14 protein-coding genes and 2 pseudogenes (1 of these 16 running past the window's edge) are annotated in these 15,364 nt (G+C 59.4%); 12 read left to right on the top strand and 4 right to left on the bottom strand.

The features are described from left to right. From ADK28_RS33000 to ADK28_RS13650, 6 genes are all read left to right on the top strand, one after another. The coding region (locus tag ADK28_RS33000; protein WP_239686247.1) for a COX aromatic rich motif-containing protein at positions 1-620 on the top strand (620 nt) is incomplete at its 5' end. Positions 621-623: 3 nt separating this feature from the next. Next, on the top strand, positions 624-2,615 hold the full coding sequence (gene cyoB, locus ADK28_RS13670; protein ID WP_004940366.1) for a cytochrome o ubiquinol oxidase subunit I: 1,992 nt from the start codon (positions 624-626) through the stop codon (positions 2,613-2,615). After that, on the top strand, positions 2,605-3,219 hold the full coding sequence (locus ADK28_RS13665; RefSeq protein WP_004940367.1) for a cytochrome o ubiquinol oxidase subunit III: 615 nt from the start codon (positions 2,605-2,607) through the stop codon (positions 3,217-3,219). Before cyoB ends, ADK28_RS13665 begins: the two co-directional genes overlap by 11 nt. Further along, positions 3,219-3,557 carry a cytochrome o ubiquinol oxidase subunit IV gene (locus ADK28_RS13660; protein WP_016928864.1) on the top strand — a complete coding sequence of 113 codons (339 nt, stop codon included), beginning with the start codon at positions 3,219-3,221 and terminating at the stop codon, positions 3,555-3,557. The genes ADK28_RS13665 and ADK28_RS13660 overlap by 1 nt, the downstream gene beginning before the upstream one ends. Positions 3,558-3,574: 17 nt before the next feature. Beyond that, on the top strand, positions 3,575-4,465 hold the full coding sequence (gene cyoE, locus ADK28_RS13655) for a heme o synthase (RefSeq protein WP_015376842.1): 891 nt from the start codon (positions 3,575-3,577) through the stop codon (positions 4,463-4,465). Between the two features lie 198 nt (positions 4,466-4,663). Further along, a complete protein-coding gene (locus tag ADK28_RS13650) occupies positions 4,664-6,028 on the top strand; it encodes an MFS transporter (RefSeq protein WP_048795896.1) in 1,365 nt (454 codons plus the stop codon). 34 nt (positions 6,029-6,062) lie between these two features. Here ADK28_RS13650 and ADK28_RS13645 read toward each other — a convergent pair whose 3' ends face one another. Then, entirely contained in the window at positions 6,063-6,554 is a 492-nt protein-coding gene (locus tag ADK28_RS13645; RefSeq protein ID WP_004940373.1) for a YajQ family cyclic di-GMP-binding protein, read from the bottom strand. Between the two features lie 182 nt (positions 6,555-6,736). On the opposite strand from ADK28_RS13645, the gene panE reads away from it, so the two are divergent. Both panE and yajL read left to right on the top strand, forming a co-directional pair. Next, a complete protein-coding gene (gene panE, locus ADK28_RS13640; protein ID WP_033641148.1) occupies positions 6,737-7,648 on the top strand; it encodes a 2-dehydropantoate 2-reductase in 912 nt (303 codons plus the stop codon). Then, positions 7,611-8,201 carry a protein deglycase YajL gene (yajL, locus tag ADK28_RS13635; protein WP_048795895.1) on the top strand — a complete coding sequence of 197 codons (591 nt, stop codon included), beginning with the start codon at positions 7,611-7,613 and terminating at the stop codon, positions 8,199-8,201. The genes panE and yajL overlap by 38 nt, the downstream gene beginning before the upstream one ends. A 66-nt stretch (positions 8,202-8,267) precedes the next feature. Here yajL and thiI read toward each other — a convergent pair whose 3' ends face one another. Then, the gene (gene thiI, locus ADK28_RS13630) at positions 8,268-9,716 is read right to left on the bottom strand and encodes a tRNA uracil 4-sulfurtransferase ThiI (RefSeq protein WP_004940377.1); all 1,449 of its coding nucleotides are present in this window, start codon (positions 9,714-9,716) and stop codon (positions 8,268-8,270) included. Between the two features lie 160 nt (positions 9,717-9,876). Here thiI and xseB point away from each other — a divergent pair, with 160 nt between their 5' ends. The 4 genes and pseudogenes from xseB to ADK28_RS13610 all read left to right on the top strand — a co-directional run bounded on the left by xseB (position 9,877) and on the right by ADK28_RS13610 (position 14,012). Further along, positions 9,877-10,140, top strand: a complete 264-nt coding sequence (gene xseB, locus ADK28_RS13625; protein ID WP_015376838.1) for an exodeoxyribonuclease VII small subunit — start codon at positions 9,877-9,879, stop codon at positions 10,138-10,140. Positions 10,141-10,145: 5 nt separating this feature from the next. Then, positions 10,146-11,066 carry a (2E,6E)-farnesyl diphosphate synthase gene (gene ispA / locus ADK28_RS13620; protein ID WP_047728733.1) on the top strand — a complete coding sequence of 307 codons (921 nt, stop codon included), beginning with the start codon at positions 10,146-10,148 and terminating at the stop codon, positions 11,064-11,066. A gap of 34 nt (positions 11,067-11,100) precedes the next feature. Next, positions 11,101-12,931 (top strand): annotated as a pseudogene (dxs, locus tag ADK28_RS13615) (1-deoxy-D-xylulose-5-phosphate synthase). Positions 12,932-13,037: 106 nt separating this feature from the next. Continuing rightward, entirely contained in the window at positions 13,038-14,012 is a 975-nt protein-coding gene (locus tag ADK28_RS13610; protein ID WP_016928870.1) for an aldo/keto reductase, read from the top strand. Positions 14,013-14,045: 33 nt separating this feature from the next. Here the strand turns inward: ADK28_RS13610 and pgpA are convergent, their stop codons facing one another. Together pgpA and thiL are read right to left on the bottom strand one after the other, a co-directional pair. Beyond that, entirely contained in the window at positions 14,046-14,540 is a 495-nt protein-coding gene (gene pgpA / locus ADK28_RS13605) for a phosphatidylglycerophosphatase A (protein ID WP_016928871.1), read from the bottom strand. Beyond that, positions 14,533-15,364, bottom strand: a pseudogene (gene thiL, locus ADK28_RS13600) (thiamine-phosphate kinase) (it continues 165 nt past the right edge of the window). Before thiL ends, pgpA begins: the two are co-directional and overlap by 8 nt.

The following is a 15,364-nucleotide window of genomic DNA, read 5'->3' as shown; positions in this document are numbered from 1 at the left end:
CCCACGAACTCGATCCGTTCAAGCCGATTGTCACCGACAAGAAGCCGATGACGATCGAAGTGGTGTCGCTCGACTGGAAATGGCTGTTCATCTACCCGGAACAAGGCATTGCGACCGTTAATGAGCTGGCTTTCCCGAAAGATGTTCCAGTCGAATTCAAGATCACCTCTAACTCGGTAATGAACTCGTTCTTTATCCCGCAGTTGGGTGGACAGATTTATGCGATGGCCGGCATGCAGACCAAACTGCACCTGATCGGCAACGAAGCCGGTGCCTACAAAGGCATCTCCAGCAGCTACAGCGGCGCAGGCTTCTCCGGTATGAAATTCACCGCGATCGTTACCCCGACCGAAGGCGACTTCGATCAGTGGGTGGCCAAGGTGAAGGCATCGTCTAAAAACCTGAACACCACCGACGACTTTAACAAACTGGCAGAGCCGAGTGAAAACAACCCGGTTGAGTACTTTGCCGCTGTCAAACCGAATTTGTTCAAAGAAACAATTGCCAAATTCATGGGCGACATGGATATGCACAAGGGCGCTGGCGCGCACGAAGGCATGGACATGAGCCAAGGTATGGACATGGGTGAACATGCTGCTCACGCCGGAGCCGAGGAATAACTGATGTTGGGAAAATTAACACTTGATGCGGTTCCGTACCACGAACCGATCATCATGGTCACCGTAGCCGCAATTATTGTCGGGGGCCTGGCAGTGCTGGCGCTGCTGACGTATTTCGGCAAATGGAAGTGGCTGTGGAGCGAATGGCTGACTTCGGTCGACCATAAAAAAATTGGTATCATGTACATCATCGTGGCGATGGTCATGCTGCTGCGCGGCTTCGCCGACGCCATCATGATGCGTAGCCAGCAGGCGTTGGCGTCCGCCGGCGAAGCCGGGTTCCTGCCGCCGCACCACTACGACCAGATCTTCACCGCGCACGGCGTTATCATGATCTTCTTCATGGCGATGCCTTTCGTGGTCGGCCTGATGAACGTCGTGGTGCCGCTGCAAATCGGTGCGCGCGACGTCGCCTTCCCGTTCCTGAACTCCCTGAGCTTCTGGTTCTTCGTGGTGGGCGTTGTGCTGATCAACATCTCCCTGGGGGTCGGTGAATTCGCTCAGACCGGTTGGCTGGCGTATCCGCCGCTGTCGGGTAAAGAGTACAGTCCTGGCGTCGGGGTCGATTACTGGATCTGGAGTCTGCAGATTTCCGGTCTGGGTACCCTGCTGACCGGCGTGAACTTCTTCGCCACCATTCTGAAGATGCGTGCCCCTGGCATGCCTATGATGAAGATGCCGGTGTTCACCTGGGCGGCGCTGTGTACCAACGTCCTGATCATCGTTTCTTTCCCAATTCTGACCGTCACCATCGCGCTGCTGACCCTGGATCGCTATCTGGGCACCCATTTCTTCACCAATGATATGGGCGGCAACATGATGATGTACATCAACCTGATTTGGGCCTGGGGTCACCCAGAGGTGTATATCCTGGTTCTGCCGGTGTTCGGCGTGTTCTCCGAAGTCACCGCGACCTTCTCCAGAAAACGCCTGTTCGGCTATACCTCACTGGTATGGGCAACCATCGCGATCACCGTTCTGTCGTTCATCGTCTGGCTGCACCACTTCTTCACCATGGGGTCCGGCGCGAACGTTAACGCCTTCTTCGGTATCGCCACCATGATCATTTCCATCCCGACCGGGGTGAAAATCTTCAACTGGCTGTTCACCATGTATCAGGGCCGTATCAAGCTCAATTCCGCGATGCTGTGGACCGTTGGCTTCATCATCACCTTCTCCGTGGGTGGTATGACCGGCGTTCTGCTGGCGGTGCCGGGCGCGAACTTCGTGCTGCACAACAGCCTGTTCCTGATCGCTCACTTCCACAACGTCATCATCGGCGGCGTGGTGTTCGGTTGCTTCGCGGGCCTGACCTACTGGTTCCCGAAATCCTTCGGCTTCACGCTGAACGAAAAATGGGGCATCCGCGCGTTCTGGTTCTGGATCATCGGCTTCTTCACCGCCTTCATGCCGCTGTACGCATTGGGCTTTATGGGCATGACCCGTCGTATCAGCCAGAACATCAACCCTGAGTTCCACCCTCTGCTGCTGGTTGCAGCCGGCGGTGCGGCGCTGATCGCCTGCGGCATCCTGTGCCAGCTGACCCAGATCTTCGTCAGTATCCGTGACCGCGAACAGAACCGCGATCTGACCGGTGACCCATGGGGTGCTCGTACTCTGGAGTGGTCAACCTCGTCTCCACCGCCGTTCTATAACTTTGCCGTAGTGCCGCAGATTCATGACCGTGATGAATTCTGGGACATGAAAGAAAAAGGCGAAGCGTATAAGAAACCGGCTAAATACGAACCGATTCATATGCCTAAGAACACCGGCGCCGGCGTTATCATCGCCTTCTTCAGCCTGGTATTCGGTTTCGCAATGATTTGGGAAATCTGGTGGATGGCTCTGGCCGGCTTCATCGGTATGATCGTTGTCTGGATCGGCAAGAGCTTCGATCACGATGTTGACTACTATGTGCAGGTTGATGAAATCGAGCGCATTGAGAACCAACACTACGAACAAATCCGTAAAGCAGGCGTGAACCATGTCAACTGAAACTCTGACCAATCATAACGCAGCCCATGCAGAGCATGGGCACCACGACGCGGGAGAGACCAAAGTCTTCGGATTCTGGATCTACCTGATGAGCGACTGTATTTTGTTTGCGAGCTTGTTCGCGACTTATGCAGTCCTGGTGAACGGGACCGCTGGCGGTCCCTCAGGCAAAGACATCTTCGACCTGAAGTTTGTCCTGGTCGAAACTTTCCTGCTGTTGTTCAGCTCCATCACCTACGGCATGGCGATGATCGCCATGAACAAGGGTAAAGTTGGCGGTGTAAACACCTGGTTGTTCCTGACCTTCCTGTTTGGTCTGGGCTTCGTGGCGATGGAAATCTATGAATTCCATCACCTGATCGCCGAAGGCTTCGGTCCGGATCGCAGCGCGTTCCTGTCCAGCTTCTTCGCGCTGGTCGGCACCCACGGTCTGCACGTGACTTCCGGCCTGATTTGGATCATCGTGCTGATGATTCAGGTGAGCAAGTTCGGCCTGACCGCGACCAACAAAACCCGCCTGATGTGCCTGAGCCTGTTCTGGCACTTCCTGGACGTGGTCTGGATCTGCGTATTTACCGTTGTCTACCTGCTGGGGGTTATGTAATGAGCCATTCATCCCATGAAACCTCTCACGGCGGCGCAAGCCACGGCAGCGTGAAGTCATACCTGATCGGCTTTATCCTGTCGATCATCCTGACGGTAATTCCATTTGCGATGGTAATGAACGGCTCCGCCTCTCATTCCACCATCCTGGCGGTTGTTGTCGGTATGGCGGTTATCCAGGTGATTGTTCACCTGGTTTACTTCCTGCACATGAACACCTCATCGGAAGAGCGCTGGAACCTGGTGGCATTGCTGTTCACCGCTATGATCATCGGTATCGTTGTTGTAGGTTCACTCTGGATTATGTACAACCTCAACATCAATATGATGGTCGATTAAGAGCTGAGCTGCACGTGATGATTAAGCAATACCTGCAAGTCACTAAACCAGGAATTATTTTCGGCAATTTAATTTCTGTCGTTGGGGGATTCCTGCTCGCTTCCAAAGGGAGCATCGACTATCCCCTGTTTCTCGCCACCCTGGTGGGTGTCTCGTTGGTGGTCGCGTCGGGCTGTGTGTTTAATAACTACATCGACCGCGACATCGACAAGAAAATGGAGAGAACGAAGAATCGGGTGCTGGTAAAAGGCCTGATCGCGCCGAGTGTCACCCTGGTTTATGCGACCGTGTTGGGTATTGCGGGCTTCGCGTTGCTGTATATCGCGGCCAACCCGCTGGCCATGTGGCTGGCGGTGATGGGCTTCGTGGTTTATGTCGGCGTTTACAGCCTGTACATGAAACGCCATTCGGTCTACGGCACGCTGATCGGCAGCCTGTCGGGCGCCGCGCCGCCGGTTATCGGCTACTGCGCGGTGACCAACGAGTTCGACGCCGGCGCGTTGATCCTGCTGGCTATCTTTAGCCTGTGGCAGATGCCGCATTCTTATGCGATCGCTATCTTCCGCTTTAAAGATTACCAGGCGGCCAACATTCCGGTGCTGCCGGTGGTGAAAGGCATTTCCGTCGCCAAGAACCACATCACGGTCTACATCCTGGCATTTATGATCGCCACGCTGATGCTGACCCTGGTAGGTTATGCCGGCTACAAGTACCTGATCGTCGCTGCGGCGGTGAGCGTATGGTGGCTGGGCATGGCGCTGCGCGGTTACAAGACCGAAAACGACAGCGTCTGGGCGCGTAAACTGTTCGTGTTCTCCATCGTCGCCATCACCTCGCTGAGCGTGATGATGTCGATCGACTTCAGCGCCACGGCGGCGCCTGAAGCGCTGGTGACCTACGTTTGGTAAGCCAAATCATCTGTGAATGGGCCGCTTTTGCGGCCCATTTTATTTGTCACGCCGAAAAGCGGCCAAACTGTAATATCTGTTAAACAACATTCGATTTACCCCCCCTGCCCCGCACACTAAAATGACGCAGCTTTACAGAAATCATGCCATCAGGCGCTGTCTCAACGTCTGATGGCATGGTTTTTACCGAGGTTTGATGTGAACGATAATTCAATGACCCCGCAGGAGCGCCGCGCTACCTGGGGATTGGGCACCGTATTCTCCCTGCGCATGCTCGGCATGTTTATGGTATTGCCGGTGCTGACCACCTACGGCATGGCGCTCAACGGCGCCAGCGAAGCGCTGATCGGCATCGCCATCGGCATCTACGGCCTGGCGCAGGCGGTGTTTCAGATCCCGTTCGGCCTGGTGTCCGATCGCATCGGCCGCAAGCCGCTGATCGTCGGCGGCCTGCTGATTTTTGCCCTCGGCAGCGTGATCGCCGCGGTCACTGACTCTATCTGGGGCGTGATCCTCGGCCGCGCGTTGCAAGGCTCCGGCGCCATCGCCGCCGCGGTAATGGCGCTGCTCTCCGATCTGACCCGCGAGCAGAACCGCACCAAAGCGATGGCGTTTATCGGCGTCAGCTTTGGCATCACCTTCGCCATCGCCATGGTTCTGGGCCCTATCATCACTCATGCCTTTGGCTTACATGCGTTGTTCTGGATGATCGCCGTGCTGGCGCTGGCCGGCATCGTCATCACTCTGGCAGTAGTGCCTTCCGCCGATACCCATCTGTTGAACCGCGAGTCCAGCATCGTGCGCGGCAGCTTCCGCAAAGTGCTGAGCAACTCGCGCCTGCTGAAGCTCAACGTCGGCATCATGTGCCTGCATATCCTGCTGATGTCGAGCTTCGTGGCGCTGCCGCTGGCGATGGAGAAAGCCGGGCTGGCGGCCAGCGAACACTGGATCGTCTACCTGGTGACCATGCTGGTGTCGTTCGCCGCCGTAGTGCCGTTCATCATCTATGCCGAAAAGTATCGCCGCATGAAGCAGGTGTTTATGGGCTGCGTGGCGGTGCTGTTTTGCGCCGAAGTGCTGCTGTGGCTCTCCGGCGCGCGCCTGTGGGGCATCATCGCCGGCGTACAGCTGTTCTTTATGGCCTTCAACGTGATGGAAGCCATTCTGCCTTCGCTAATCAGCAAAGAGTCACCGGCCGGCTACAAAGGCACCGCGATGGGGGTCTACTCCACCAGCCAGTTTATCGGCGTGGCGATCGGCGGCAGCCTCGGCGGCTGGCTGTACGGTTTACAGGGGGCAGGCTTGGTGTTTATCGCTGGTGCCGTGTTGGCCGCCGTCTGGTTCCTGATCAGCAGCACCATGAAAGAGCCGCCGTATGTCAGCAGCCTGCGCATTACGCTGTCGGAACTGGCGGTGAAGGATTCGGCGCTGGAAAGCCGCCTGAAGGCGCAGCCCGGCGTGGCCGAGGCGATCGTGGTGCCGGAAGAGCGCAGCGCCTACGTCAAGGTGGACACCAAGCAGACCAATCGCGGTCAGTTGGAAGCGCTGGTCAATTCGCTGTAAAGAAACGGGGCCGGCAATGCCGGCCCCGTCGAGATTAATCGCGGAAGTTCTTGAACTGGAACGGCTGCCCCAGATCGCCGCCGCGCACCAGCGCCATCACGCTCTGCAAGTCGTCGCGTGATTTGCCGGTCACCCGCACTTCTTCGCCCTGGATCTGCGCCTGCACCTTCAGCTTACTGTCTTTGATCAGCTTGACGATTTTCTTCGCTACAGAGGTTTCAATCCCCTGCTTCAGCTTGGCTTCCACGCTGTAGGTTTTACCGCTATGGGTAAACTCTTCCGGGATCTCCAGCGCGGCGCCGTCGATGCTGCGCTTGCTCAGCTTTTCGCGCAGAATGTCGAGCAGCTGCTGCACCTGAAAATCAGACTCGGTGGCAACCTTAATGCTTTGGTTTTTCTCGTTTAGCTCAAAGCTGGCCGGCACGTTGCGAAAATCCCAGCGGGTGCCGAGATCGCGGGTGGCGTTCTCAACGGCGTTACGCACTTCCTGCATATCAATTTCGGAAACGATGTCGAAAGATGGCATACTTCTTCCTCCTGAATGAGTGCCTAATAGCTTAGGCGATTTTGATGCCGAGCATGATAACCGCTTTGCCGCCTCAGACAAAATCTGCTGAACGCACGCAGGGATAGCGCTTCAGGCTGCCATAAAGCCTATAGTTAAATCACGGTAATTGAGCGGTATTCCCGTGTTTCCAAGGAGACTGAATGAAAATAACCATTCTTGGTTGCGGCGCGCTCGGACAACTGTGGCTCTCCCGGCTGTATCAGCAGGGCCACGATGTACAGGGATGGCTAAGAGTGCCGCAGCCTTTTTGCGCCGTGAACGTGATCGAGCCGGAAGGCGTCTCGTTTAATCGCAATTTGCCCACCAACGATCCTGAGCACCTCGCGCAGAGCGAGCTGCTGCTGGTGACGCTGAAAGCCTGGCAGGTGTCCAGTGCGGTCAGCGCGCTGCTGCCGAAGCTGAACCCTCAGTGCGCCATTTTGCTGTTGCATAACGGCATGGGCACCCAGGAGGAACTGCCGCCAAACGGCCAGCCCATCCTGCAGGGCACCACCACCCACGCCGCGCGCCACGAAGGCAGCACCATTATCCACGTCGCCACCGGCATCACCCACATCGGCCCAACCTCGCCGGCCGCCCAACAGCTCAGCCACCTGGCGGAAGTGCTGCATCAGGCTTTGCCTGACGTTGCCTGGCACAACAATATCGCCTCGGCCAACTGGCGCAAGCTGGCGGTCAACTGCGTAATCAACCCGCTGACGGCGCTGTACGGCTGTCGCAACGGCGATCTGCAGCGCTACCCGGAGCAAATCGAAGCGCTGTGTCGTGAAGTCGCCAGCGTGATGGCGATGGAGGGCTACCACACCTCCTGCGAAGGCCTGATGCAATATGTGATGGACGTGATCCACAGCACCGCCGACAACGTTTCGTCGATGCTGCAGGATATCCGCAGCCAGCGACACACCGAGATCGACTACATCACCGGCTACCTGCTGCGCCGCGCGCGCAGCCACGGCCTCACGCTGCCGGAGAATGCGCGGCTGTTTGAATTGATTAAACGAAAGGAAAATGAATATGAGCGTATCGGCGCTGGTTTGCCTGGCACCTGGTAGCGAAGAAACCGAAGCCGTCACCACCATCGATCTGCTGGTGCGGGCGGGCGTAAAAGTCACTACCACCAGCGTCGCCGGCGACGGCGAGCTGACTATCGTCTGTTCACGCGGTGTCAAACTGCTGGCCGATGCGCCGCTGGTGGCGATCGTCGATGAGCCGTTCGACGCCATCGTGCTGCCCGGCGGTCTGAAAGGCGCAGAATGCTTCCGCGACAGCCCGTTGCTGGTGGAAAAAGTGCGGCAGATGCACCTGCAGGGGAATATCGTCGCCGCCATCTGTGCGGCGCCGGCGCTGGTGCTGCAGCACCACGATCTGTTCCCGGTCGGCAACATGACCGGCTTCCCGGGCCTGAAAGACCAGATACCGGCGGAAAAATGGATGGAGCGCCGCGTGGTGTACGACGCGCGCGTCAACCTGCTCACCAGCCAGGGGCCGGGCACCGCGATGGAGTTCGCGCTGAAGCTGATAGACCTGCTGCTCGGCAAGGCCAAAGCGGCGGAGATCGCCGCGCAGCTGGTGCTGATCCCGGGAATGTACGATTTCCGCGACTGAGCGGCTTGCCGATAAAAAAAGGGCTGAACATCGGTTCAGCCCTTCTCGTTTATGGCGCTCCGCGCGTTACGGGCGATAAACCTTCACGTTGCTGAAGCCCTGCTCCAGCAGGTACAACGCCTGCAGACGGCTCATCACGCCGCGCTCGCAGTACAGCAGGTAGGTTTTGCTTTGGTCCAGATCGCCGAATTGGGTGCTCAGCTTGTAGAACGGCAACGCTTTCACTTCAACCTGTTCCAGCTGCAGCGGCTTCTCTTCCTGCTCGTCGTTGGAACGGATATCCAGGATCACCTCATCGGCGCCGAAGGCCGCAACGGTTTCTACCTCGGTCACCTGCTCCTGCGCCTGCTCGGCGATGGAGCGAATATCAACGTTCTTCGCCTCGCTCACCACCCGATCGAGAATGCTGAAATCGAAGTGGCTCTCTTCCTCTTCGATCTTGGCCTTGACGGCTTTTACCGTCGGGCTCTTCGAAATCACGCCGCAGTATTCCGGCATGGTTTTGGCGAAGTCTTCGGTGCCGATTTCACGCGCCAGTTTGATGATGTGCTCTTTATCGTGCGAGATCAGCGGACGCAGGATCAGCGTATCGGACGCGTTATCGATCAAGCGCAGGTTGGTCAGCGTCTGGCTGGACACCTGCCCCAGCGCTTCACCGGTTACCAGCGCCTGCACGCCGTAGCGTTCGGCCACTTGCGAAGCGGCGCGCACCATCATGCGCTTGAGCACCACGCCCATCTGGCCGTCGTCGACCTTCTCCAGGATCTCGCCCACCACCGGTTCGAAGTCGATGGCGACGAAGCGCACCTTGTGCGAACTGGCGAAGCGGTTCCACAGATAGTGCGCCACCTGCTTCACGCCGATCTCGTGCGCGGCGCCGCCCAGGTTAAAGAAGCAGAAGTGCACGCGGCAGCCGCGACGCATCAGCATATAGCTGGACACGCCCGAGTCGAAACCGCCGGAAATCAGCGACATCACGTCTTCCTGAGTGCCGACCGGGTAACCGCCGATGCCTTCGAGGCGGCGTTTGACCAGCATCAGCTTGTCGTCTTCAATCTCCAGATTTACCGTGACCTGCGGGCGGGTAAGATTAACGCGCGCGCTCTCGATATGCTGGTTCAGGCCGCCGCCGACATAACGCTCCACGTCCTGCGAATTGAACGCCTGCTTGCCGCGGCGCTTGACGCGCACGCAGAAGGTTTTGCCTTCCAGCTGGGCGCGGTAGGCTTCCAGCGTCTGCTCGAAGATGTGATGGATGTCGGTGTAAGCGCGATCTTCCACTTCCAGAATATGGTGGATGCCGGGAATGCGCGTCAGCGCGTCGGCGATGATCGGCCGCTGGTTTTCATCTTTGGCGCGAACTTCGATATGATCCCAGTGACGGACGACCGCCAGCGTTTCATCATACTGCTTCAGGACGTTGCGAATATTGGTCGAGAGAATCTTGATAAAGCGCAAGCGCACAGATTGGCTCTTGATGGTGATTTCCGGGAACAATTTAATGATAAACTTCATGGCGGTCTTTGTTGTCAGATAAGAATTACGGCGCGGAGTATATCACCATATCGCCGCGCTCTGCGCACAAAACCACACATGAGCGCCATGATTTGCTAATCAAGATCCGCTAGGATAGGCTCTGGCGCCACGGTTCACATGATGACGTAAAAAGAAAATTATGCCGAAAAAACCAGCACAATCAGCCAGTACAGAGCAAACAGCCAGCTTTGAAAGCGCCCTCGGCGAGCTGGAAAGCATCGTGACGCGTCTGGAGTCGGGCGAACTGCCGCTGGAAGACGCGCTGAACGAATTCGAACGCGGCGTGCAGCTGGCGCGCCAAGGCCAGCAGAAACTGCAACAGGCGGAACAGCGTGTGCAGATACTTCTTAACGACAGCGCCGACGATGCGGCGCTGGCGCCTTTCACACCGGATGCCGAGTAACCGACATGTCTGAGATCGCCCCATCGGCCGCTTTTGCCGATCAACTGCAGATTTTCCGCCAGCGCGCCGATCGCGCGCTGCTGGACTTCATCGCCCCGCTGCCGTTCAACGACGGCAACATGGTGGCGGCGATGCGTCATGGCGCCTTGCTGGGCGGCAAGCGCCTGCGCCCGTTCCTGGTCTACACCACCGGCCAGATGTTCGGCGTGTCGCTGGCCAACCTGGACGCGCCGGCGGCGGCGGTGGAATGCATTCACGCCTACTCGCTGATCCATGACGATCTGCCGGCGATGGACGACGACGATCTGCGCCGCGGCCAGCCGACCTGCCACATTAAATTCGGTGAAGCCAACGCGATCCTGGCCGGCGATGCGCTGCAAACGCTGGCGTTTTCGATCCTGGCCGATGCCGAGATGCCTGACGTGGCGCTGCGCGATCGGCTGGCGATGGTTTCCGAACTGGCGACCGCAAGCGGCGTAGCCGGCATGTGCGGCGGCCAATCGCTGGATCTGGAAGCTGAAGGCAAGCGCGTTGATCTGCAGGCGCTGGAACAGATCCACCGCCACAAAACCGGCGCGCTGATCCGCGCGGCGGTGCGCCTGGGCGCGCTGAGCGCAGGCGAAGCCGGGCGAGCGGCGCTGCCGCAGCTGGATCGTTACGCCGCCGCGGTCGGCCTGGCGTTCCAGGTGCAGGATGACATTTTGGACGTTGTCGGCGAGACTGAAAAGATCGGCAAGCGCCAGGGAGCGGACCAACAACACGGAAAGAGTACCTACCCGGCGTTACTCGGGCTTGACAGCGCGAAAGCAAAAGCGTGGGATCTCTATCAGGAAGCATTAGCTGCATTAGACACTTTGGCAGCGCAATCTTATAACACAGCGCCATTGCGAGCGTTAGCCAGCTTCATTATTGAACGCGACAATTAACGTGTGACGTTAACTCCTCTGATATGAGTATCGAATGAGTCTTGATATAGCCAAATACCCAACCCTGGCGCTAGCGGAAAACCCCGAGGAACTCCGCTCACTGCCCAAAGAGAGCTTGCCGAAGCTGTGCGATGAGCTGCGGCAATATCTGCTGAACAGCGTCAGTCGCTCCAGCGGCCACTTTGCCTCCGGGCTGGGTACCGTCGAACTGACGGTGGCGTTGCATTTCGTCTACAACACGCCGTTCGATCATCTGGTGTGGGACGTCGGCCACCAGGCCTACCCGCACAAAATTCTGACCGGTCGCCGCGACCGGATCGCCACTATCCGGCAAAAGAACGGCTTGCATCCCTTCCCGTGGCGCGCCGAAAGCGAATACGACGTGCTGTCGGTCGGCCATTCGTCAACCTCGATCAGCGCCGGCCTCGGCATGGCGGTGGCGGCGGAGCGTGAAGGCAAAGGCCGCCGCACGGTGTGCGTGATCGGCGATGGCGCCATCACCGCCGGCATGGCGTTCGAAGCGATGAACCACGCCGGCGACATCAATCCGGACATGCTGGTGGTGCTGAACGACAATGAGATGTCGATCTCGGAAAACGTCGGCGCGCTGAACAACCATCTGGCGCAGCTGCTGTCCGGCAAGCTTTACTCCACCCTGCGCGAAGGCGGCAAGAAAGTGCTGGCCGGCGTGCCGCCGATCAAGGAGCTGGTGAAACGCACCGAAGAGCACCTGAAAGGCATGGTGGTGCCGGGCACGCTGTTCGAAGAGCTGGGCTTCAACTACATCGGCCCGGTAGACGGGCACGACGTGCAGGGGCTGGTCACCACGTTGAAAAACATGCGCGATCTGAAAGGCCCGCAGCTGTTGCACATCATGACCAAGAAAGGCCGTGGCTACGCGCCGGCGGAGAAGGATCCGATCAGCTTCCACGCGGTGCCGAAGTTCGATCCCGCCAGCGGCACGCTGCCGAAAAGCGCCGGCGGTCTGCCGACCTATTCGAAAATCTTCGGCGACTGGCTGTGTGAAACCGCCGCCAAAGACAGCTCGCTGATGGCGATCACGCCGGCGATGCGCGAAGGCTCCGGCATGGTGCAGTTCTCCCGCGACTACCCGCAGCAATATTTTGATGTGGCGATCGCCGAGCAGCACGCGGTCACCTTCGCCGCCGGGCTGGCGATCGGCGGCTACAAGCCGGTGGTAGCGATCTATTCCACCTTCCTGCAACGCGCCTACGATCAGCTGATCCACGATGTGGCGATCCAGAACCTGCCGGTGATGTTCGCCATCGATCGCGGCGGCATCGTCGGCGCCGACGGCCAGACCCACCAGGGGGCGTTCGATCTGTCGTTCATGCGCTGCATCCCGACCATGGTGATCATGACGCCGAGCGACGAAAACGAATGCCGCCAGATGCTGTATACCGGCTATCACTACAATGCCGGCCCGAGCGCCGTGCGCTATCCGCGCGGCACCGGCACCGGCGCGGCGCTGGAGCCGCTCAGCATGCTGCCGATCGGCAAAGGCGTGGTGCGCCGCCAGGGGGAAAAGATCGCCATTCTCAACTTCGGCACTCTGCTGCCGGAGGCCGCGCAAGCGGCGGAAGCGCTCAACGCCACGCTGGTCGACATGCGCTTCGTCAAGCCGCTGGACGAGCAGTTGGTGCTCGAGCTGGCCGCCAGCCATGAAACGCTGGTGACGCTGGAAGAGAACGCCATCATGGGCGGCGCCGGCAGCGGCGTCAACGAACTGCTGATGGCCAAACGCCGACCGGTGCCGGTGCTGAACCTCGGCCTGCCTGACAGCTTCGNTGGGGCTGGACGCCGCCGGCATTCAGCGCCAAATCGAAACCTGGCTGGCGCAGTAATCCCCCCAGCGCCTGAAAAAACGCCTCCGCTCTCGGAGGCGTTTTCGTTTCCGCCCTCCGGGATCCGCGCTACAGTTACTGTCTGAGCTGTGAATGGGAGGCAAACATGAAGTACCTGAAACTGGGCAACACCGATCTGAACGTTTCGCGCATCTGCCTGGGTTGCATGACCTACGGCGAACCGAATCGCGGCAATCACGCCTGGACGTTGCCGGAAGAGAGCAGCCGCCCGCTGCTGAAACAGGCGCTGGAAGCCGGCATCAACTTTTTCGACACCGCCAACAGCTATTCCGACGGCAGCAGCGAGGAGATCCTCGGTCGGGCGCTGCGCGACTATGCGCGCCGCGAGGACGTGGTGATCGCCACCAAGGTCTATTTCCCACTGAGCAACCTGGAGCGCGGTTTGTCGCGCGCCAAGATCATGCAGTCCATCGACGACAGCCTGCGGCGTCTGGGCACCGACTATGTCGATTTGCTGCAGATCCATCGCTGGGATTACGAAACGCCGCTGGAAGAGACGCTGGAAGCGCTGCATGACGTGGTGAAAGCCGGTAAAGCGCGATACATCGGCGCCTCCTCGATGTACGCCTGGCAGTTCGCCAAAGCGCTGTATACCGCCGATCTGCACGGCTGGACGCGCTTTGTCAGCATGCAGGATCAATACAACCTGATCCAGCGCGAAGAAGAACGCGAGATGCACCCGCTATGCGCCGCCGAAGGCATCGCCGTGCTGCCGTGGAGCCCGCTGGCGCGCGGCCGCCTGACCCGCCCCTGGGGCGAAACCACCGCGCGGCTGGTCTCCGACCAGTTCGGCAAGAGCCTGTACGAGGACACTGAAGGCATCGACGCCATCATCGCCGAGCGCGTCGCCAGCCTCGCCGACGAACGTGGCGTTTCACGCGCGCAGATCGCGCTGGCCTGGCTGCTGAACAAACCGACGGTCAGCGCGCCGATCGTCGGCGCTTCACGCAGCGAGCAGTTGGATGACGCCATCGCCGCGGTCGATTTGAGTTTGTCGCCACAAGAGGTGGCGGAACTGGAGACGGCCTACGTGCCGCACCGGGTGACAGGGTTTGAATAAAGAGAAGCGGGCGCGAAGAAGCGCGCCCGTCTGTCAGAACAGCCCGATAGGCCAGTGGTGGCCAATCAGGTAGATGATGCCGGCGGACAGCACGCCGGCGATGATATCGTCGACCATGATGCCCATGCCGCCATGCACGTTGCGGTCGAACCAGCGGATCGGCCACGGCTTCCACATATCCAGAATGCGGAAGATGACGAAACCGGCGGCGACCCAGCGCCAGTCGTTGATCGGCAGCGCCATCAGCGTGATCCACATGCCGACGAACTCATCCCAGACGATGCTGCCGTGATCGTGCACCTTCATGTCTTTTGCCGTGCGGTGGCAAATATAGACGCCGATACAGATGCTGAACATCACCGCCAGCGAGTAGAGCTGCCACGGCAGCTGGATCAGCAGCAGCCAGAACGGGATCGCCGCCAGCGATCCCATGGTGCCCGGCATCACCGGCGACAAACCGCTGCCAAAACCGGTGGCCAGCAGGTGCCACGGATTGCTCATCCGCAGCCGACGCTTGGCTTCATCCATGGGTGCCCGGCTCCGCATTGAAATGATCGAACCCGGCCCAGTCCAGCTCTACCGCTTCGTCGTCGCGATAATAGCGGATGCCTTCAGACAGCGGACCAATTTGGCCGATGCAGGTGTAGTCGGCGCCGAGGTGGCTCAGCGCCACTTCCAGCGCGCCGCGGTTGATCTCCGGCACGGTGAAGCACAGCTCGTAATCTTCGCCGCCCGCCAGCGCCCAGCGCAGCGCCTGCTCGGCGTCGGTGTGGCTGCTCAGCGCCTGCGACATCGGCAGCTCGTCCAGCACGATGCGCGCCCCGCAGTCGCTGGCCTTCAGGATGTGTTTCAGATCGGAAATCAGGCCGTCGGAGATGTCGATCGCCGAGCTGGCCAGATCCCGCAGCGCCTGCCCCTGCAGCACCCGCGGCTGCGGCCGCAGATGGCGAGCGAGCAGGTAATCGCGCGCCGCCGTATCCGGCACCGCCAGGCGATCCTGCAAGATCGCCAGACCGGCGGCGCTGTCGCCCAGCGTGCCGGTCACGTAGATCCAGTCGCCGATGCGCGCGCCGCTGCGGGTCAACGCCCGGCCGGCCGGGATCAAGCCCTGAATGGTCAACGTCATGCTCAGCGGGCCGCGCGTGGTATCGCCGCCGATCAGCTGCATGCCGTAATAGTTGAGCTGATCAAACAGGCTGTCGCTGAAGGCCTTCAGCCAGGGTTCGTTCACCTCGGGCAGGGTCAGGGCCAGCGAGAGCCACGCCGGATCGGCGCCCATCGCCGCCAGATCGCTCAGATTGACCGCCAGCGCTTTATAACCGAGATCGGCCGGATCGATATCCGGCAAGAAG

Source organism: Serratia sp. 506_PEND (genome assembly GCF_001076875.1).
GTDB lineage: Bacteria > Pseudomonadota > Gammaproteobacteria > Enterobacterales > Enterobacteriaceae > Serratia > Serratia marcescens.
The sequence above is the reverse complement of the archived record's forward strand: the minus strand, read 5'-3'. Positions and strand labels throughout refer to the sequence as shown.